We start from the raw sequence: 19586 nt of genomic DNA, 5'->3' as shown, positions 1-19586 counted from the left end.
GAGGCGCGCAGCAGGCGTGCGCGGCCGATCAGACAAAAACGGACGGAGACATCGATGGCAGCAGACCTTGGCAAGGGGGCGCTGATCGCGCCCGAAAACGGACTGTCGTACGTGCGCGGCGCGACCGACGTGCCGCTATCCGACGCGACGATCGGCCGGTTCCTGCTCGACACGGCCGGCCGCTTCCCCGACCGCCCGGCGGTCGTGTTCCGCGAGCAGCAGGTGCGCTGGACCTGGCGCGCGTTCGCGAACGAGGTCGATGTGCTGGCCGCAGGCCTCGCCGCGCTCGGGATCGTGAAGGGCGACTGCGTCGGCATCTGGTCGCCGAACCGCAGCGAATGGCTGCTCACGCAGTTCGCGACTGCGCGAATCGGCGCGGTGCTCGTCAACATCAACCCGGCCTACCGGCTGTCGGAACTCGAATACGCGTTGAACAAGGTCGGCTGCAAGGCCGTGATCGCGGCCGAGCGCTTCAAGAGCTCCGCGTACGTCGAGATGCTGCAGACCCTCGCGCCGGAGCTTGCGACCGCGACGCCGGGCGATCTGCATGCGGCGCGCGTGCCGAAACTGCGCACGATCGTGTCGATGGGCGAGGTGGCGCCTGCCGGCATGTTCCGCTTCGCGGACGTGATGGCGCGCGGCCGCCGGGCCGTCGATCCGGCGCTGCTCGATGCGATCGGCGCGGCGCTCACGGCCAACGATCCGATCAATATCCAGTTCACGAGCGGCACGACCGGCAGCCCGAAGGGCGCGACGCTCACGCACCGCAACGTCGTCAACAACGCGCGCTCGATCGCGATGGCGATGCGTTTCACCGAACAGGATTCGCTCTGCATCCCGGTGCCGCTCTATCACTGCTTCGGGATGGTGCTGGCCGTGCTCGCCTGCGTGTCGACGGGCGCCGCGATGGTGTTCCCCGGCGAAGCGTTCGACCCGGTGGCGACGCTCGCGGCGGTGGCCGAGGAGCGCTGCACCGCGCTGCATGGCGTGCCGACGATGTTCATCGCCGAGCTCGATCATCCGGCCTTCACGACATTCGACCTGTCGACGCTGCGCACCGGGATCATGGCCGGCTCGCCGTGCCCGATCGAGACGATGAAGCGCGTCGTGTCGCAGATGCATCTTTCTGAAATCACGATCGCGTACGGGATGACGGAGACGAGCCCCGTGTCGTTCCAGAGCTCGACCGACGATCCGCTGGAAAAGCGCACGACGACGGTCGGCCGCATCCAGCCGCATCTCGAAGTGAAGATCGTCGATCCGAGCGGCGACATCGTGCCGGTCGGCGCGACGGGCGAGCTGTGCACGAAGGGCTATTCGGTGATGCTCGGCTACTGGGACGACGACGCGAAGACGCGCGAGGTGCTGGTCGACGGCTGGATGCATACGGGCGACCTCGCGACGCTCGACGCGGACGGCTACTGCAACATCGTCGGCCGCCTGAAGGACATGGTGATTCGCGGCGGCGAGAACGTCTATCCGCGCGAGATCGAGGAATTCCTGTTCCGCCATCCGAAGATCCAGAGCGCGCAGGTATTCGGCGTGCCCGATGCAAAGTACGGCGAGGAGCTGTGCGCGTGGATCGTGCTGCGCGCGGACGAGCAGATGACCGAGGACGACGTGCGCGCGTTCTGCACCGGGCAGATCGCACACTACAAGATTCCGCGCTATATCCGCTTCGTCGACGAGCTGCCGATGACGGTGACGGGCAAGGTGCAGAAGTTCGTGATGCGCGAGCGGATGATCGAGGAGCTGAAGCTCGACGTGCAGAAGACTGCGTGAAGCGGGACGGTGCGCGAAAATGCCGGAAAAACGTGGCGGCCTGCGGGTCGCTACGTTTTCGATGGACGAAAAAAAGCGGGCTTATTAGCCCGCTAAAAACCACACGCTACGGGGTTAGCGCGAGGAGACCAAAGATGAAACCGAATCCGGCGGGGGGCCGGAAACGACTCCAACAGGGATGCCCCTCGGAAGGGCTTCGGTACGTGACCGACTGGCTCGCAGCGCTTCGCGTCCGCTCACACTTGGCACACGAGACCGCATCCGTGTTGAAACCGTTGAGGCCATTGTGGGCGAATTAATGACCCGTCGCGGTAACAAAGTGTTTCAGGTTGTAACGCCCGCCAGATAAGGCTTTCCGGGATTTTTTGCTGTTTTCGGGGTCCTGAAAAAGGTCATTTTTACCCATATTTTCCGCCGCGTTTTCAAGGTATGCGCACGATGCGTTTTTCATGCGTATCGGGCGCGATGAATTGCCGATTTTCACGCGAGAAAGTGCACGGCACGATCGATACCGCGCATGACGATTCATTCGTCGGAAAGATTTTGAAACGTGATCGGAATGCGGGGAAGTCGGCCATTCGGCCAATTCGTCGGGTTTTGCGCCGCTGGAAGGCCCGGCGCAGCGGCGGCAATGTGTAACGGCGTGCGCGGCCGCCGCGGGGTCGGTGCCCATGATCGGCCGCCGCGGCGCGGGTCAGCTTACTTCAGCCACTTGTCCGAAATCGCCTGATATTCACCGGTGGACAGCGCGAGATGCAGCCACTGGTCGACGTACTGCTGGAACGCGACGTCGCCGCGCGGCACCATGTACGCCTTCTCGCCGAACTGGAACGGCTTGTCCGGATGCACCGAGCAAAGGCCCGGATTCAGCTTTTGCTGCAGCAGCGTCTCGGACGCATCCGTCACCATCACGTCGGCCTTGCCCGCGAGGATCTGCTTGAAGATCGTCACGTTGTCCGGGAAGACGGTCAGGTTCGCGTGCGTGAAGAACTGCTTCGCGAAGCGCTCGTTGGTGCCGCCCGGATTCACGATCACGCGCGTCTCGGGCCGGTCGATCTGCGCGACGGTCTGGTACTTGTCGGCATCCGCGCAGCGCACGATCGGCGTCTTGCCGTCGACGACGTACGGCTGCGTGAAGAACACGCGCTTCTGGCGCTCGAGCGTCGTCGATACGCCGCCTACCGCGATGTCGCATTTCGCGACGAAGTCGTTGGTGAGGTTCGACCAGCTCGTCTTCACGTAGTCGGTCTTCACGCCGAGCGATTTCGCGAGCGATTCCGCCATGTCGATGTCGATGCCCTCGAAGCGGCCATCCGCGCGATAGTACGAATACGGCTTGTAGTCGCCCGTCGTGCACACGCGCAGCGCGCCGCGCGCGAGCACGTCGTCGAGCCGCGAGCCGGCGGCAGCGGCGCTCGCGGGCGCCGCCGTGGTCGTGCCCTGCGCGTGCGCGGCGGCGCAGCAAAACGCGGCGGCGGCAGCGAGCGTGGCAAGCGTGGCGAATGTCTTCATCGGTCTCCTCCTTCGTTCGGTTGGATATGAGCGTCCGATCATAACGGAGCCATCGCGCGCGTCATATGGCCGCCATCGCATCGGCATGCGCAGCCCGATCGCGGCTGTCCGGTAAAATGCCGCTTTGCCTTCGCATCGTCGCTCCTACCGTGGCCCATAACCTGCTCAACGACACCTTCCTGCGTGCGCTTCTGCGCGAGCCGACCGACTACACGCCGATCTGGCTGATGCGCCAGGCCGGCCGCTACCTGCCCGAATACAACGCGACGCGCGCGCGCGCCGGCAGCTTCCTCGGCCTCGCGAAGAATCCCGACTACGCGACCGAAGTGACGTTGCAGCCGCTCGAGCGCTTTCCGCTCGACGCGGCGATCCTGTTCTCGGACATCCTGACGATTCCCGACGCGATGGGGCTCGGCCTCGACTTCCAGGTCGGCGAAGGGCCGAAGTTCGCGCATCCGGTGCGCACCGAGGCCGACGTCGCGAAGCTCGCGGTGCCGGACATCGAGGAGACGCTCGGCTACGTGACGGGCGCCGTGCGCGAGATCCGCCGCGCGCTCACCGACGGCCAGGGCCGGCAGCGCGTGCCGCTGATCGGCTTCTCGGGCAGCCCGTGGACGCTCGCGTGCTACATGGTCGAAGGCGGCGGCTCGGACGATTTCCGCACGGTGAAGTCGATGGCGTATTCGCGCCCCGACCTGATGCACCGAATTCTCGACGTGAACGCGCAGGCGGTGGCCGCGTACCTGAACGCGCAGATCGAAGCGGGCGCGCAGGCCGTGATGATCTTCGATACGTGGGGCGGCGCGCTGGCCGACGGCGCGTACCAGCGCTTTTCTCTCGACTACATCCGCCGCGTGGTGTCGCAGCTCAAGCGCGAGCACGACGGCGAGCGCGTGCCGGTGATCACGTTCACGAAGGGCGGCGGGCTGTGGCTCGAGGAGATCGCGGCGACCGGCGTCGATGCGGTCGGGCTCGACTGGACGGTCAACCTCGGCGCCGCGCGCGAGCGCGTCGCGGGGCGCGTGGCACTGCAGGGCAACCTCGACCCGACGATCCTGTTTGCGCCGCCGGCCGCGGTGCGCGAACAGGCGCGCGCGGTGCTCGACAGCTACGGCAACCATCCGGGCCACGTGTTCAACCTCGGGCACGGCATCTCGCAATTCACGTCGCCCGACCACGTCGCCGAACTCGTCGACGAAGTACATACCCACAGCCGCGCGATCCGTAGCGGAGCGGCGGGCTGAACGCAAGCGCCGTCATGCTGCGCTGCGGCATGACGATGTTTCGTTTCTGAAACTAAACAGGACGCAACCCCGCTCCCGTTGCCGATTCGGTGCTTGTCAAGACTTGACTTATACACATTTTCCACGTTGCAGCGCGGTAGAGCCCCGTATCGGTCAATTTGTCTCGCTATGGTTCGGTAATTTGAATAGCAGCCTTATGGAATAAGGCTTCCCGGGACACCTCGGCAAGCGGCGAAAAACAGCGGAAAGCGCGGCCCCGCGCGCGTTGCGGCCGTTGAGGGGCGAGTTCTCAACAAAGTTATCCACAGGCTGGGCAGGGTATACGGCGATTCCTAATGCGAATCCAAAACTTAGCGCCGAATCTGAAGTTTTACTTTAAGTTCGCCGTCACGATGCGGGCGCGGATGCTGGCCGTCCGTCGCCTGCGTGCCGCTGCTGCCGGAGCGTGTGGATGAGCGGTACCTACCTGCGCGTGGCGCTCGACCATCCGCTCGCGACCCTGTTCGACTACCGCTGCGACGTGCAGCCGGCGCCCGGGCCCGGCACGCTCGTGCAAGTGCCGTTCGGCAAGCGGCAGGCCGTCGGGCTCGTTTGCGAAGTCACCACTCACACCGATGTTCCGCCGTCGCGGCTGCGTGCGGTCGACGCGATCTGTACGGAGCTGCCGCCGCTGTCGCCGGACTGGCTCGCGCTCGTGTCGTTCGCCGCCGACTATTATCAGCGCGGGCGCGGAGAAGTCGCGTTGCCGGCGCTGCCGCAGGCGCTGCGCGACGCTGGGCGCTGGGGGCGGCTGCTCGCGCCGGAAGTGCGCTACCGGCCGACCGAAGCCGGCCGCGCGGCGCTGCCCGATGCGTTGCCCGCGCGCGGCGCCGCGCTGCGCCGGCTCGCGCAGGCGCTGGTCGATACCGGCTCGCTGACGCTGCCGGACGCGCGCGCGCTGCATCCGAAGGCGGCCGCGACGCTCGACGACTGGGCGGCGCGCGGCTGGGTGGACGTCGAGGAGATCGGCTGGGCCGATGCGCCTGTGGCCAACCCTGTGGATAACCTGTCGACAAGCAGTGGACGCGCTGTGCCGCCGGCGTTGACGGACCAGCAGGCCGAGGCGCTCGACGCGATTCGCGCGGCGCAAGGCTTCGCGCCGTTCCTGCTGCACGGCGTGACGGGCAGCGGCAAGACCGAGGTCTATCTGCATGCGCTTGCGTCGCTGCTCGACGCGCGGCCAGACGCGCAGGCGCTCGTGCTCGTACCCGAAATCAACCTGACGCCGCAGTTCGAGGCCGCGTTTCGCGCACGTTTCGCGGGGGCGCTCGCCGACGACGCGATCGTCACGTTGCACAGCGGGCTCGCCGAAGGCGAACGGGCGCGCAACTGGCTCGCCGCGCACACGGGCCGGGCGCGAATCGTGCTGGGCACGCGCCTCGCGGTGCTCGCGTCGATGCCGACGCTCGCGCTGATCGTCGTCGACGAGGAGCACGAGCCCGCGTACAAGCAGCAGGAAGGGCTGCGCTATTCGGCGCGCGACCTGGCCGTGTGGCGCGCGAAGCAGCTCGGCATCACCGTCGTGCTCGGCTCGGCCACGCCGTCGCTCGAAAGCTGGTGGCAGGCCGAGCAGGGGCGTTACACGCGGCTCACGCTGTCGCGCCGCGCGGTGGCCGACGCGACGCTGCCGACCGTGCGGCTGATCGATCTCGAAGAGGAGCGGCGGCGCGGGCGCGCGTCGATGGGCGGGCTGTCGGGGCCGCTCGTCGCGGCGCTGAAGGCGCGGCTCGAACGCGGCGAACAGAGTCTCGTGTTCCTGAACCGGCGCGGTTACGCGCCCCAGCTCGCGTGCGACGCATGCGGCTGGGTGGCCGGCTGCCCGCGTTGCAGCGCGTACGTCGTGCTGCACAAGCCCGAGCATGCGCTGCGCTGCCATCACTGCGGCTGGGAAGCGCGCATTCCGCGTTCGTGCCCCGAGTGCGGAAACGTCGACATCGCGCCGCTCGGGCGCGGCACGCAGCGCATCGAGGAGGCGCTCGCCGAGGCCGTGCCGGGCGCGCGGATTCTGCGGATCGATGCCGACAGCACGCGCCGCAAGGGCAGCGCACAGGCGCTTTTTTCCGACGTGCACGCGGGCGAAGTCGACATCCTGGTCGGCACGCAGATGATCGCGAAAGGGCACGACTTCCAGCGTGTGTCGCTCGTCGGCGTGCTCAATGCCGATACCGCGCTGTTCTCGCACGACTTCCGCGCGAGCGAGAGGCTGTTCGCGCAGTTGATGCAGGTGAGCGGCCGCGCGGGGCGCGCCGGACTGCCGGGCGAGGTGATGGTGCAGACGCGCTACCCGCGTCACGCGCTGTATCACGCGCTCGGGCGGCAGGACTACGTGGGCTTCGCGAATTCGACGCTCGCCGAGCGCCGCGACGCGCACCTGCCGCCGTTCGTCTACCAGGCGCTGCTGCGCGCCGAAGGGCGCACGCTCGACGCGGCGCTCGCGTTCCTGCTGCAGGCCGCGGCCGCGTTGCCCGGGCTGCCGGGCGCCGATCGCGTGACCGTGTACGACGCGGTGCCGATGACGATCGTCAAGGTCGCGAATGTCCACCGCGCGCAGCTGCTGCTCGAAAGCGCGTCGCGGGCGGCGCTGCAGCACGCGCTGCGCGCATGGCAGCCGGAACTGCGCGCGCTGAAGGGCGTGCTGCGGTGGAGCGTCGAGGTCGATCCGCTGGATATCTGAGCGGCGCCGGCGCGGCCGTCGCGCGGCGTTGCGGGATATCCGGCACTCGGGTTGCCGCCGGCTACCCGAACCCTCATCCGCCGCATTGCCCGACCCGAACACCTAGGCGCCAGTGCCCAATCCCCTCCGTCGCCTACCCGACACCGGCACCGCACCGCGTCCCACCCCAGTGCAACCCGTTTCCGGCCGCGTCCGCGCAGGCGGAAGGTTGCACACGCGTGCCGAATCGTCCCGATCAGGGAAAACACCGATCCTCAAACCACGGGCAACCCCTAGGTTGCAACCACATAAGTGGCTGATTATATTGACTAACTTATGGGTGCAACCTATCTCTCAATTTGGTTGCACCTTTTTATTGCGTGCCGTAGGATTTCGCGCATCCTCTTACACCACATTGCCGGCCTCGCACCGGCGCACGAACCCACCATGGCAAGCACGACTCTCGGCGTCAAAGTCGACGACCTTCTCCGCTCGCGCCTGAAAGACGCGGCGGCGCGTCTCGAGCGCACTCCCCACTGGCTGATCAAGCAGGCGATCTTCGCGTATCTCGAGCGGATCGAGCACGGCCAGCTGCCGCCTGAGCTGTCGGGCCACAGCGGCGTGACGGAGCTCGCCGATGGTCAGGCCACGGACGGCGACGACGACAACTCGCCGCATCCGTTCCTCGAGTTCGCGCAGAACGTGCAGCCGCAGTCGGTGCTGCGCGCGGCGATCACCGCCGCGTACCGCCGCCCGGAACCGGAGTGCGTGCCGTTCCTGCTCGGCCAGGCGCGCCTGCCCGCGAACCTGCAGGCGGACGTACAGGCGCTCGCGACGAAGCTGGTCGAGGCGCTGCGCGAGAAGAGCTCGGGCGGCGGCGTCGAAGGGCTGATCCACGAGTTCTCGCTGTCGAGCCAGGAAGGCGTCGCGCTGATGTGCCTCGCCGAAGCGCTGCTGCGCATTCCCGATCGCGCGACGCGCGATGCGCTGATCCGCGACAAGATCAGCAAGGGCGACTGGCGCTCGCACGTCGGCCACGCGCCGTCGCTGTTCGTGAACGCGGCGACCTGGGGGCTGATGATCACCGGCAAGCTCGTGACGACCAACAGCGAAGCGGGCCTGTCGTCGGCGCTCACGCGCCTGATCGGCCGCGGCGGCGAGCCGCTGATCCGCAAGGGTGTCGACATGGCGATGCGCCTGATGGGCGAGCAGTTCGTCACCGGCGAAACGATTTCCGAGGCGCTCGCGAACAGCCGCAAGTACGAAGCGCGCGGCTTCCGCTACTCGTACGACATGCTCGGCGAAGCGGCGACGACCGAAGAGGACGCGCAGCGCTACTACGCATCGTACGAACAGGCGATCCACGCGATCGGCAAGGCGGCCGGCGGCCGCGGCATCTACGAAGGCCCGGGCATCTCGATCAAGCTGTCGGCGCTGCATGCGCGCTACTCACGCTCGCAGCAGGACCGCACGATGAGCGAGCTGCTGCCGCGCGTGCGTGCGCTCGCGCTGCTCGCGCGCCGCTACGACATCGGCCTGAACATCGACGCGGAAGAGGCCGACCGTCTCGAACTGTCGCTCGACCTGCTCGAGGCGCTGTGCTTCGATTCGGAGCTCGCGGGCTGGAACGGCATCGGCTTCGTCGTGCAGGGCTACCAGAAGCGCTGCCCGTTCGTGATCGACTACCTGATCGATCTCGCGCGCCGCAGCCGTCACCGCCTGATGATCCGCCTCGTGAAGGGCGCGTACTGGGACAGCGAGATCAAGCGGGCGCAGGTCGACGGCCTCGAAGGCTATCCGGTCTACACGCGCAAGATCTACACCGACGTGTCGTACCTCGCGTGCGCGAAGAAGCTGCTCGGAGCGCCGGACGCCGTGTACCCGCAATTCGCGACGCACAACGCGCACACGCTGGCCGCGATCTATCACCTGGCCGGCCAGAACTACTACCCGGGCCAGTACGAATTCCAGTGCCTGCACGGGATGGGCGAGCCGCTGTACGAGGAAGTCACGGGCCGCGACAAGCTGAATCGTCCGTGCCGCGTGTACGCACCGGTCGGCACGCACGAGACGCTGCTCGCGTACCTCGTGCGCCGTTTGCTGGAAAACGGCGCGAACACGTCGTTCGTGAACCGCATTGCGGATAAAACCGTGCCGGTGAAGGAGCTGGTCGCCGATCCGGTCGACGAGGCGTCGAAGGTCGTGCCGCTCGGCGCGCCGCACGTGAAGATTCCGCTGCCGCGCAACCTGTACGGCGACGAGCGCCCCAACTCGATGGGCCTCGACCTGTCGAACGAACACCGCCTCGCGTCGCTGTCGTCCGCGCTGCTCGCGAGCGCGCACCATCCGTGGCGCGCGGCGCCGATGCTCGCCGACGACGCGCTCGCCGACGCGCCGGCGCACGACGTGCGCAACCCGGCCGACCAGCGCGACGTGGTTGGCACGGTCAGCGAAGCGACGTCCGAGCACGTGAGCGCGGCGCTCGCGCATGCGGTGGCCGCCGCGCCGATCTGGCAGGCGACGCCGGTCGACGCACGCGCCGATTGCCTGGTGCGCGCCGCTGACCTCCTCGAAGCGCAGATGCACACGCTGATGGGCCTGATCGTGCGCGAAGCCGGCAAGTCGCTGCCGAACGCGATCGCCGAAATCCGCGAAGCAGTCGACTTCCTGCGCTATTACGCGGCGCAGATCCGCGGCGAATTCTCGAACGACACGCACCGTCCGCTCGGCCCCGTGGTCTGTATCAGCCCGTGGAACTTCCCGCTCGCGATCTTCATGGGCCAGGTGGCCGCGGCGCTCGCCGCCGGCAACACGGTGCTCGCGAAGCCGGCCGAACAGACGCCGCTGATCGCCGCGCAGGCCGTGCGCCTCTTGCGCGAGGCCGGCGTGCCGGCCGGCGCGGTGCAACTGCTGCCGGGCACCGGCGAGACCGTCGGCGCGGCGCTGGTCGCCGATCCGCGCACCCGGGCGGTGATGTTCACCGGTTCGACCGAAGTCGCGCGCCTGATCAACAAGACGCTCGCCGCGCGCCTCGACCCGGACGGCAAGCCGATTCCGCTGATCGCCGAAACGGGCGGCCAGAACGCGATGATCGTCGACTCGTCGGCGCTCGCGGAGCAGGTCGTCGCGGACGTGATGCAGTCGTCGTTCGACTCGGCCGGTCAACGGTGTTCGGCGCTGCGCGTTCTGTGTCTGCAGGACGACGTCGCGGACCGCACGCTGACGATGCTCAAGGGCGCGATGCACGAGCTGGCGCTCGGCAACCCGGACCGGCTGTCGACCGACGTCGGCCCGGTGATCGACGCCGAAGCGAAGCAGACGATCGACACGCACGTCGCGGCGATGAAGGACAAGGGCCACGCGGTCACGCAACTGCCGATGCCCGACGCGTGCGCGCACGGCACGTTCGTGCCGCCGACGCTGATCGAGATCGGCAGCATCGACGAGCTGAAGCGTGAAGTGTTCGGCCCCGTGCTGCACGTGGTGCGCTACCGCCGCAGCCAGCTCGACAAGCTGCTCGAGCAGATTCGCGCGACCGGCTACGGGCTGACGCTCGGCATTCACACGCGGATCGACGAGACGATCGCGCACGTGATCTCGAATGCGCACGTGGGCAACATCTACGTGAACCGCAACGTGATCGGCGCGGTGGTCGGCGTGCAGCCGTTCGGCGGCGAAGGGCTGTCGGGCACGGGCCCGAAGGCCGGCGGCGCGCTGTACCTGCAGCGCCTGCTCGCGACGCGTCCGTCGGGCCTGCCGCGCTCGCTCGCGCAGTCGCTGGTGGCGGACGGCGCGACCGAAAGCGATGCGCGCGGCAACCCGGCGGCGGCGCTCACGACGCTGCGCGACTGGCTGATCGAGCAGCGCGAGCCGGCGCTGGCCGCGCGTTGCGACGGCTACCTCGCCCAGGTGCCGGCCGGCGCGACCGCGGTGCTGAGCGGCCCGACGGGCGAGCGAAACACGTATACACTCGGCCCGCGCGGCACGGTGCTGTGTGTCGCGGCGACGCCGGGCGGCGCGCGTGCGCAGTTCGCGGCGGTGCTGGCGACCGGCAACCGTGCGTTGTTCGCCGGCGCGGCGGGCGAGGCGCTGGTCGCGGCGCTGCCGGCGTCGCTGAAGGCGCACGCGGCCGTGCGCAAGCAGGCCGACGCGCCGTTCGACGCGGTGCTGTTCGAAGGCGACAGCGACGAACTGCAGACGCTCGTGAAGGACGTCGCGCAGCGCCCGGGCCCGATCGTGTCGGTGCAGGGCGTGTCGGCGGGCGCGTTCGAGAACGGCGATGCGGAAGACTACGCGCTCGAGCGGCTGCTGACGGAACGCTCGGTGAGCGTGAATACGGCCGCGGCGGGCGGCAATGCGAATTTGATGACGATCGGCTGATCATCCTTGCCGTTCGGATCAAACAAAGGAAGCGGCCAGGCGATCCCGAAGCCGCTTCATTTACCCTGGTACCAAGGAGATGCTATGCAACACACGATGAAAAAGGTGGCAGGCGCGACGTTCGTCGCGGTCATGTCGCTGGCGGGGACGGCTCATGCGGATGACGTGAAGATTGGTTACGCAGGGCCGATGACGGGCGCGCAGGCGCACTACGGCAAGGATATGCAGAACGGGATCGTGCTCGCGCTGGAAGACTTCAACGCGACGAACCCGAAGATCGGCGGCAAGGCCGTGAAGTTCGTGCTCGACACGCAGGACGACCAGGCTGACCCGCGCACGGGTACGACGGTTGCGCAGAAGCTGGTCGACGACGGCATCAAGGGCATGCTCGGCCACTTCAACTCGGGCACGACGATTCCGGCTTCGCGCATCTACGCGAACGCGGGCATTCCGGAAATCGCGATGGCGACGGCGCCGGAATACACGCAGCAGGGTTACAAGACGACCTTCCGCATGATGACGTCCGACACGCAGCAGGGCTCGGTGGCCGGCACGTTCGCGTCGAAGGATCTCGGCATGAAGAAGATCGCGATCGTCGACGACCGCACGGCCTACGGCCAGGGTCTCGCCGACCAGTTCGAGAAGGCCGCGAAGGCCGGCGGCGCGACGATCGTCGACCGCGAATTCACGAACGACAAGGCCGTCGACTTCAAGGCGATTCTCACGAAGCTGAAGGCAGCGAAGCCGGACCTCGTCTACTACGGCGGCGCGGATTCGCAGGCAGCGCCGATGGTCAAGCAGATGAAGACGCTCGGCATCACCGCCCCGCTGATGAGCGGCGAAATGGTGAAGACGCCGACGTTCCTGAAGATCGCGGGCAACGCGGCCGAAGGCACGATCGCATCGCTGGCCGGCCTCCCGCTGGAAGAAATGCCGGGCGGCAAGGCTTACGCCGACAAGTACAAGAAGCGTTTCGGCGAAGACGTGCAGACGTACTCGCCGTACGCGTACGACGGCGCGATGGCGATGCTGAATGCGATGAAGAAGGCCGATTCGACCGATCCGGCGAAGTACCTGCCGGTGCTCGCGAAGACCGACATGGCCGGTGTGACGTCGACGCACGTCGCGTACGACGCGAAGGGCGACCTGAAGAACGGCGGCATCACGATGTACAAGGTCGAGAAGGGCGACTGGAAGCCGCTGAAGAGCATCGGCGGCAAGTAAGCAGCCTGATGTGATGTGACGCGCGGGCGGCGGTGTAACGCGTCGCCCCGCGCCTCATGCGAAAAAGCCACCGGACCCGATGGGTTCGGTGGCTTTTTTATCGACGCGAACCGGCGGCTAGTCCCCCCGCACCCGCAGCAGAAACTTCTGCAGCTTACCGGTCGGCGTGCGCGGCAGCGCCTGCGCGAACGTGAACTCGCGCGGAATCTTGTACGCGGCGAGCCGCTCGCCGCAGAACGTGCGCAGCGCATCCGCATCGCGCGCCGCGTTCGCCCGCATCACGACGTGCGCGACGACCGTCTCGCCCCAGTCCGGATGCGGCACGCCGACGACGGCCGCCTCGGCGATGTCCGGGTGCGCGCCGAGCACGTCCTCCACCTCCTTCGAATAGACGTTCTCGCCGCCGGTGACGATCATGTCCTTCAGCCGGTCGACGATGAACAGGTAGCCATCCTGATCGATCCGCGCGATGTCGCCGGTGCGATACCAGCCGTCCGGCGCGAACGCGGCGCGCGTCGCGGCCGCGTCGTCGAGATAGCCGAGCATCATGCAATCGGTCTTCAGCCAGATCTCGCCGGTCTCGCCCGGCTGCGCATCGACGCCGTCCATCCGCACGACCCGCAGGTCGACGCCCGGGCCGCCCTGGCGGCCGATCGAGCCGGCCTTCGCGATCTGCTCGTCCGGATACAGCGTCGTGCCGGCCGGGCCGGTTTCCGTCATCCCGTACACCTGGAAGAACGCGTGGCTGCGATACGCTTGCGCGAGCCGTTCGGCCTGCGCGGCGCCGATCGGGCCGCCGCCGTACAGCCACGCGCGCACGCTCGACAGGTCGAATGCCGCGAAGCCGTCGATCGTGTCGAGCGGCAGCGTGTACGACACCGGCGCACCGAAATACAGCGTCACGCGCTCGCGCTCCACGGTCTGCAGGAAGCGCAGCGGATGGTATTCGCGCAGCAGCACGACGGTGCCGCCCGCGACCAGCGTGCCGCCGAACCAGTTGTTCAGCGGCGACGAATGCCAGATCGGCATCGCCATCAGCGTGCGCTCGTTGCGGCCGATCCCGGTCGCGAGCGCCGCCTGCATCGCGGCGAGCGTCACCGTGCGATGACTGTGCACGCAACCCTTCGGGCGGCCGGTCGTGCCGGACGTGTAGAGGATTTGCGCGACGTCGTCGTCGGCCGGCTCGATGCCCGGGAGGCCGTCCATCGTCGCGCACATCGTGTCGAAGTTCGGCACGCCGTCGAGTTCGCCCTCGGTCACGAGCCGCCGCGCCGGATGCACGATCCTCTCGACCACCGGCGCGAGCGCCACGTCGAACAGCAGCGCGGTGCTGCCGCTGTGTTCGAGCACGTAGTCGACTTCCGGCGCCTGCAGCTTGTGGTTGATGGGCACGAACGCCGCGCCGAGCCGCCATGCGCCGAACATCAGGTCGACGAAAGCCGGCGTGTTGAAGCACATCGCCGCGACACGATCGCCGGCCGCGACGCCGAGCGCGCTCAGCACGGCCGCCGCGCGGTGCGAACGCTCGCGCGCGGCCGCATACGTGATCGTCGCGGATTCGCTGACGAGGAACGGCTTGTCGGGCGTCGCACGGGCGGCGCGGTCGAGGGCGGCGACGAGGTTCATCGAGGCTCCGGGCGGGCGAACGAACGCGAATTCGGGTGAACGGGCCGGCGTCAGGCCGGGTATGCGCGCTGCAGCAGCGCGGCGACGTCGATCGCGTGCGGATCGAAGCCGCCCGCGATACGGCCCCAGTCGGGCGCGCCGAGCCGCGTCGCGACGAACGCGTCGGCGACGACCGCCGGCGCATCGCGGCGCAGCAGGCACGCCTGCGCGACGACCGCGAGCCGCTGCGCGAACACGCGGCCCGACGCTTCGAGCGTGTCGGCCGGGGCGGCGAGTATCGCGCACAATCCGTCGAGCGCGGCACGAATGCGCGGCTCGCCCGCGCCGAGGTCGGCCAGTTCGTCGAACAGCGCGGTGGCCGCGTCGGGCTCGCGCGATACGGCGCGCAGCACGTCGAGGCACATCACGTTGCCGGAGCCTTCCCAGATCGAGTTGACGGGCGCCTCGCGGAACAGGCGCGCGATCGGGCCGTCGTCGACGTAACCGTTGCCGCCGAACACTTCCATCACCTCGCCGGTCAGCTCGACCGCGCGCTTGCAGACCCAGAATTTCGCGGCGGGCGTGACGATCCGCTTCCACGCGCGTTCGCGGGGCGAGTCGTCGCGTTCGAACGCGTCGGCGAGCCGCATCGCGAGCGACAGCGCCGCTTCGCTCTCCAGCGCGAGATCGGCGAGCACGGTGCGCATTAGCGGCTGCTCGGCGAGCGCGCGGCCGAACGCATGGCGCTGGCGCGTGTACGCGATCGCCTGCACGACGCCCTGGCGCAGCATCGCCGCGCTGCCGAGCACGCAGTTCAGCCGCGTGGTGGTGGCCATTTCGATGATGGTGGGAATGCCGCGGCCTTCGTCGCCGAGCATGATGCCCCACGCGTCGTTCAGCTCGATCTCGCTGCTCGAGTTGCTGCGGTTGCCGACCTTGTTCTTCAGCCGCTGGATCTCGACGGCGTTCTTCGTGCCGTCCGGCCGCCAGCGCGGCACGTAGAAGCACGACGGGCTGCCGGCCTCGGTGCGTGCGACGACGAGGTGCGCATCGCACATCGGCGCGGAGAAGAACCACTTGTGGCCGCGCAGCCGGTATTCGCCGCCGCGCCCGCCCGCGCCGACCGGCGTGGCGAGCGTCGTATTCGCACGCACGTCGGAGCCGCCCTGTTTCTCGGTCATGCCCATGCCGAACCAGATCGCGCGCTTGTCGGCGACCGGCACGTCGCGCGGATCGTAGTCGTCGCTGTAGAGCTTGTCGCGCAGCAGGTCCCACAGTGCCGGCTCCTTCTGCAGTACGGGGATCGCGGCCTGCGTCATCGTGGCCGGGCACAGCGTGCCGGCCTCGATCTGGCCATGCAGGTAGAAGCCGGCGGCCGTCGCGGCCCAGCGGCCGCGGCGCGACTCGCGGAACGCGAGCGACACGAAGCCTTCGTGGCGGTACTGGCCGAGCAGCGCGTGCCAGGCGGGATGGAAGTCGACGCGGTCGATGCGCCGGCCGCGCCGGTCGAACGTGTGCAGTTCCGGCGTGTGCTGGTTCGCTTCGTCGGCGAGTCGCGCGGTGTCGGCGCTGCCGAGCCGCGCGCCGTACGCGTCGAGCTGTGGCACGGCCCAGTCGGCGCCGGCCCGGGCAAGTGCGTCGCGCAGCGCGAGATCCGTCGCGAAGAGGTTATAGTCGACGAGTTCGTCGAACTGGTTCGTGACGGCGTGAGTCGAGTCGGTCATCGCGGTTGTCTCCGGTTTGTCTCCGGTCTCATGCTGCGCGGTCAGCCGGCGTCATGCCGCGCGGAGGGCGCTTCGGCGCGGTGCCGGCTTCCGGTAAAACGTATTCCCTGCTGAATTCAGAGTAGCAAATATGCCGCCGCGACATGTTCAGGTTCCGGCGCCGCCCGGCTCGCCGGCGGCGCAACCCGCGCCCGCGTTGCGCCGCCGGCCGCGCCAGTCGCGTGCGCAGGCGAGTTCCGACGCGCTGCAACAGGCGTTCGTTCAGCTTTTGCTCGAACGTGGCTACGCGAAGGCGACGATCCGCGAGATCGCGGCCGTCGCGGGCGTCAGCATCGGCACCTTCTACGAGTATTTCGGCGACAAGCAGAGCCTCGCGGCGCTCTGCATCCACCGCCGCGTGCTGGCGCTGGCCGACCGGCTGCGCGACACGGTGCAGCGGTTGCGCGGCGCGCCCCGGGCCGAACTCGCCGTCGCGCTGGTCGACCTCCAGGTCGATACGATCGCCGCCGACGCGGCGCTGTGGGGCGCGCTGTTCGCGCTGGAGCGGCAGGTGTCGCCGCTCGCCGCCTATCGCCGGCATTACGACGCCTATGTCGCGCTGTGGCGCGACGCGCTGGCCCACGCGGCCGATCCGCCTGCGGCCGCGCGGCTCGACGGGCTCGCACGGATGGCCCACACGATCTGCTATGGCGGCCTGTCGCAGGCGCTGCTGACGCTCGGGCCGACGCTCGATTTCGCCGCGCAGCGCCGCGAACTGCGGGCCGTGCTGCTCGCGTACCTCGTGGCGGCGGGCGCGTAGCCTTCTTCGGGGAAATGCCTGATTCGCATATCAGGCGCGCAGGCTGGCCTTGCCGCCAGGCCCTTCTCCGGGCGAGCCATGAGAAAAATGCATGGCCGCCATGACGAACTTTCGATTGTCCGCCGATATTGGCTCGGGCTAAATCATGCGGCAGATGCAGGCCCGCACATGTCGCGCGGCCCGCCCGAAGGACATCAGGAGGAGAAGTCATGCGAAGCGCCACCGCGCCCCGTTCGAAACTGCCCGACGTCGGGACGACGATCTTCACGGTGATCGGCCAACTGGCTGCTCAACACGACGCGCTGAACCTGTCGCAGGGCGCGCCCAATTTCGCGCCCGATCCGGCGCTCGTCGAAGGCGTCGCGCGCGCGATGCGCGACGGTCACAACCAGTACGCGCCGATGGCCGGCGTGATCGCGCTGCGCGAGCGGCTCGCCGAGAAGACCGAGGCGCTGTACGGCGCGCGCTACGACCCGGCGACCGAGATCACGGTGATCGCGAGCGCGAGCGAAGGGCTTTACGCGGCGATCAGCGCGCTCGTGCATCCCGGCGACGAGGTGATCTATTTCGAGCCGTCGTTCGACAGCTATGCGCCGATCGTGCGGTTGCAGGGCGCGACGCCGGTCGCGATCAAGCTGTCGCCCGAGCATTTCCGCGTGAACTGGGACGAGGTGGCCGCGGCCATCACGCCACGCACGCGGATGATCATCGTCAACACGCCGCACAACCCAACCGCGACGGTGTTCTCCGCCGACGATCTGGCGCGCCTCGCGCAGCTCACGCGCGATACGGACATCGTCGTGCTGTCCGACGAAGTGTACGAGCACGTCGTATTCGACGGCGCGAAGCACCAGAGCGTCGCGCGCCACCGCGAGCTGGCCGAGCGCAGCGTGATCGTGTCGTCGTTCGGCAAGTCGTTCCACGTGACCGGCTGGCGGGTCGGCCATTGCCTCGCACCGGCCGAGCTGATGGACGAGATCCGCAAGGTGCACCAGTTCATGGTGTTCTCGGCCGACACGCCGATGCAGGTCGCGTTCGCGGAGATCCTCGCGCGGCCGGACAGCTATCTCGGCCTGTCGGCGTTCTACCAGGCCAAGCGCGACCTGCTCGCGCGCGAGCTGGCTGATTCGCGTTTCGAGCTGCTGCCGAGCGAAGGCTCGTTCTTCATGCTCGCGCGCTTTCGCCACTTCTCGGACGAAAGCGACAGCGATTTCGTGCTGCACCTGATCCGCGACGCGCGTGTCGCGACGATTCCGCTGTCGGCGTTCTATACCGATGGCACCGACGCCGGCGTGATCCGGCTCAGTTTTTCGAAGGACGACGCGACGCTGGTCGAAGGCGCGCGGCGGCTGCGTTCGCTGTAGGACAACCGGCGGCGGAGACGTCGCATCGACCAGACCCAGGAGATCACGATGAAACACACGGCTACCTTGAAACTCGCGTTCGCACTCGCGTGCGCAATCGGCTCCGGCGCGGCGCTCGCCGATGCGCCGACGCTGCGCTTCGGTCTCGAAGCGCAATACCCGCCGTTCGAATCGAAGGCGCCGAACGGCGACCTGCAGGGCTTCGACATCGACGTCGGCAATGCCGTCTGCCAGACGGCGAAGCTGTCGTGCAAATGGGTCGAGACATCGTTCGACGGGCTGATTCCGGCGCTGAAGGGCCGCAAGTTCGACGCGATCAACTCGGCGATGAACGCGACCGAGCAACGGCGCCAGGCAATCGACTTCACCACGATCATCTATCGCGTGCCGACCCAGCTGATCGCGCGCACCGGCAGCGGGCTGCTGCCGACGCCCGAATCGCTGAAGGGCAAGCGCGTGGGCGTGCTGCAGGCGTCGATCCAGGAAACCTTCGCGAAGGCGCACTGGGAGCCGGCCGGCGTCGCGATCGTCGCGTACCAGGACCAGAACCAGGCGTATGCGGATCTGGTCGCGGGCCGCCTCGACGCGACGCTCGTGCTCGCGCCGTCGGGCCAGCGCGGCTTCCTGTCGCGCCCGGACGGCAAGGGCTTCTCGTTCGTCGGCCAGCCGGTGCACGACGACAAGATCCTCGGCAGCGGCATCGCGTTCGGCCTGCGCAAGGGCGACGACGCGCTGAAGGCGAAGCTTGATGCGGCGATCGACAAGCTGAAGGCGGACGGCACGGTGAAGTCGCTCGGGCTGAAGTATTTCGGCGATATCGACATCTCGACGAAGTAAGCGGGGCCGCGCACGATGCCGACCTCGAACCGGACCGCGGGCAGCGCACCGGACGGCAGGCCGCTGCCGGACGAGGCCGTCGATGCCGTGCTCGCCGCCGAACTGGGCGACGCACTCGTCACGCGCGCGGCCGATATCGATCCGCGTTACTTCACCGCGTACAACGAGCCGGCCGGCGTGCGGCCGCGCGCGCTGGTGCGCCCGTGCAGCGTCGACGACGTGTCGCGCACGCTCGCGCTGTGCTCGCGGCTCGGCCAGCCGGTCGTGCCGCAAGGCGGGCTGACCGGGCTCGCGCGCGGGGCGGTCGCGCTGGGCGGCGAGGTCGTGCTGTCGATGGAGCGCTTCGCGGGCATCGAAGCGCTCGACGCGGCGGCCGGCACGATCACCGTGCGCGCGGGCACACCGCTGCAGACGGTGCAGGAG

At 68.3% G+C, this 19586-nt stretch carries 13 protein-coding genes; 9 read left to right on the top strand and 4 right to left on the bottom strand.

Features of this window, described 5'->3' with window-relative positions:
- Nucleotides 1-54 precede the first annotated feature (54 nt).
- Complete coding sequence (locus H3O04_RS07180) at nucleotides 55-1782, top strand: AMP-binding protein (RefSeq protein WP_202587421.1); 1728 nt, start codon at nucleotides 55-57, stop codon at nucleotides 1780-1782.
- A gap of 295 nt (nucleotides 1783-2077) precedes the next feature.
- Here H3O04_RS07180 and H3O04_RS07175 read toward each other — a convergent pair whose 3' ends face one another.
- Complete coding sequence (locus tag H3O04_RS07175; protein WP_202587420.1) at nucleotides 2078-2455, bottom strand: hypothetical protein; 378 nt, start codon at nucleotides 2453-2455, stop codon at nucleotides 2078-2080.
- Between the two features lie 26 nt (nucleotides 2456-2481).
- Entirely contained in the window at nucleotides 2482-3294 is an 813-nt protein-coding gene (locus H3O04_RS07170; protein ID WP_012327606.1) for a transporter substrate-binding domain-containing protein, read from the bottom strand.
- 149 nt (nucleotides 3295-3443) lie between these two features.
- On the opposite strand from H3O04_RS07170, the gene hemE reads away from it, so the two are divergent.
- From hemE to H3O04_RS07150, 4 genes are all read left to right on the top strand, one after another.
- Complete coding sequence (gene hemE, locus H3O04_RS07165) at nucleotides 3444-4538, top strand: uroporphyrinogen decarboxylase (protein ID WP_279609113.1); 1095 nt, start codon at nucleotides 3444-3446, stop codon at nucleotides 4536-4538.
- Between the two features lie 451 nt (nucleotides 4539-4989).
- Nucleotides 4990-7251: a primosomal protein N' gene (locus H3O04_RS07160; protein WP_202587419.1), complete on the top strand. Its 2262-nt coding sequence runs from the start codon at nucleotides 4990-4992 to the stop codon at nucleotides 7249-7251.
- Nucleotides 7252-7677: 426 nt separating this feature from the next.
- A complete protein-coding gene (putA, locus tag H3O04_RS07155; RefSeq protein ID WP_202587418.1) occupies nucleotides 7678-11610 on the top strand; it encodes a trifunctional transcriptional regulator/proline dehydrogenase/L-glutamate gamma-semialdehyde dehydrogenase in 3933 nt (1310 codons plus the stop codon).
- Nucleotides 11611-11694: 84 nt separating this feature from the next.
- Nucleotides 11695-12834, top strand: a complete 1140-nt coding sequence (locus tag H3O04_RS07150) for a branched-chain amino acid ABC transporter substrate-binding protein (protein ID WP_011546793.1) — start codon at nucleotides 11695-11697, stop codon at nucleotides 12832-12834.
- 117 nt (nucleotides 12835-12951) lie between these two features.
- On the opposite strand, the gene H3O04_RS07145 is transcribed toward H3O04_RS07150, so the two are convergent.
- Nucleotides 12952-14460: a class I adenylate-forming enzyme family protein gene (locus tag H3O04_RS07145; RefSeq protein WP_202587417.1), complete on the bottom strand. Its 1509-nt coding sequence runs from the start codon at nucleotides 14458-14460 to the stop codon at nucleotides 12952-12954.
- 50 nt (nucleotides 14461-14510) lie between these two features.
- On the bottom strand, nucleotides 14511-16163 hold the full coding sequence (locus tag H3O04_RS07140) for an acyl-CoA dehydrogenase family protein (protein ID WP_202587416.1): 1653 nt from the start codon (nucleotides 16161-16163) through the stop codon (nucleotides 14511-14513).
- 130 nt (nucleotides 16164-16293) lie between these two features.
- Here H3O04_RS07140 and H3O04_RS07135 point away from each other — a divergent pair, with 130 nt between their 5' ends.
- From H3O04_RS07135 to H3O04_RS07120, 4 genes are all read left to right on the top strand, one after another.
- The gene (locus tag H3O04_RS07135; RefSeq protein ID WP_202587415.1) at nucleotides 16294-16962 is read left to right on the top strand and encodes a TetR/AcrR family transcriptional regulator; all 669 of its coding nucleotides are present in this window, start codon (nucleotides 16294-16296) and stop codon (nucleotides 16960-16962) included.
- A 209-nt stretch (nucleotides 16963-17171) separates the two neighbouring features.
- The gene (locus H3O04_RS07130) at nucleotides 17172-18326 is read left to right on the top strand and encodes a pyridoxal phosphate-dependent aminotransferase (RefSeq protein ID WP_202587414.1); all 1155 of its coding nucleotides are present in this window, start codon (nucleotides 17172-17174) and stop codon (nucleotides 18324-18326) included.
- Nucleotides 18327-18374: 48 nt separating this feature from the next.
- Entirely contained in the window at nucleotides 18375-19163 is a 789-nt protein-coding gene (locus H3O04_RS07125; protein WP_006488477.1) for an ABC transporter substrate-binding protein, read from the top strand.
- A gap of 15 nt (nucleotides 19164-19178) precedes the next feature.
- On the top strand, nucleotides 19179-19586 hold a 408-nt coding region (locus H3O04_RS07120; RefSeq protein ID WP_202587413.1), incomplete at its 3' end, for an FAD-binding oxidoreductase.

This window comes from Burkholderia sp. KCJ3K979 (genome assembly GCF_016759955.1).
Lineage (GTDB): Bacteria > Pseudomonadota > Gammaproteobacteria > Burkholderiales > Burkholderiaceae > Burkholderia > Burkholderia orbicola.
This window is presented reverse-complemented; position numbering and strand designations above follow the sequence as displayed.

What these genes read in the sequence shown, in the direction of transcription:
- H3O04_RS07180 (WP_202587421.1), top strand. Translation starts at nt 55, where the DNA reads ATGGCAGCAGACCTTGGCAAGGGGGCGCTGATCGCGCCCGAAAACGGA.
- H3O04_RS07175 (WP_202587420.1), bottom strand. Translation starts at nt 2,455, where the DNA reads ATGGGCACCGACCCCGCGGCGGCCGCGCACGCCGTTACACATTGCCGC.
- H3O04_RS07170 (WP_012327606.1), bottom strand. Translation starts at nt 3,294, where the DNA reads ATGAAGACATTCGCCACGCTTGCCACGCTCGCTGCCGCCGCCGCGTTT.
- H3O04_RS07160 (WP_202587419.1), top strand. Translation starts at nt 4,990, where the DNA reads ATGAGCGGTACCTACCTGCGCGTGGCGCTCGACCATCCGCTCGCGACC.
- putA (WP_202587418.1), top strand. Translation starts at nt 7,678, where the DNA reads ATGGCAAGCACGACTCTCGGCGTCAAAGTCGACGACCTTCTCCGCTCG.
- H3O04_RS07150 (WP_011546793.1), top strand. Translation starts at nt 11,695, where the DNA reads ATGCAACACACGATGAAAAAGGTGGCAGGCGCGACGTTCGTCGCGGTC.
- H3O04_RS07145 (WP_202587417.1), bottom strand. Translation starts at nt 14,460, where the DNA reads ATGAACCTCGTCGCCGCCCTCGACCGCGCCGCCCGTGCGACGCCCGAC.
- H3O04_RS07140 (WP_202587416.1), bottom strand. Translation starts at nt 16,163, where the DNA reads ATGACCGACTCGACTCACGCCGTCACGAACCAGTTCGACGAACTCGTC.
- H3O04_RS07135 (WP_202587415.1), top strand. Translation starts at nt 16,294, where the DNA reads ATGCCGCCGCGACATGTTCAGGTTCCGGCGCCGCCCGGCTCGCCGGCG.
- H3O04_RS07130 (WP_202587414.1), top strand. Translation starts at nt 17,172, where the DNA reads ATGCGAAGCGCCACCGCGCCCCGTTCGAAACTGCCCGACGTCGGGACG.
- H3O04_RS07125 (WP_006488477.1), top strand. Translation starts at nt 18,375, where the DNA reads ATGAAACACACGGCTACCTTGAAACTCGCGTTCGCACTCGCGTGCGCA.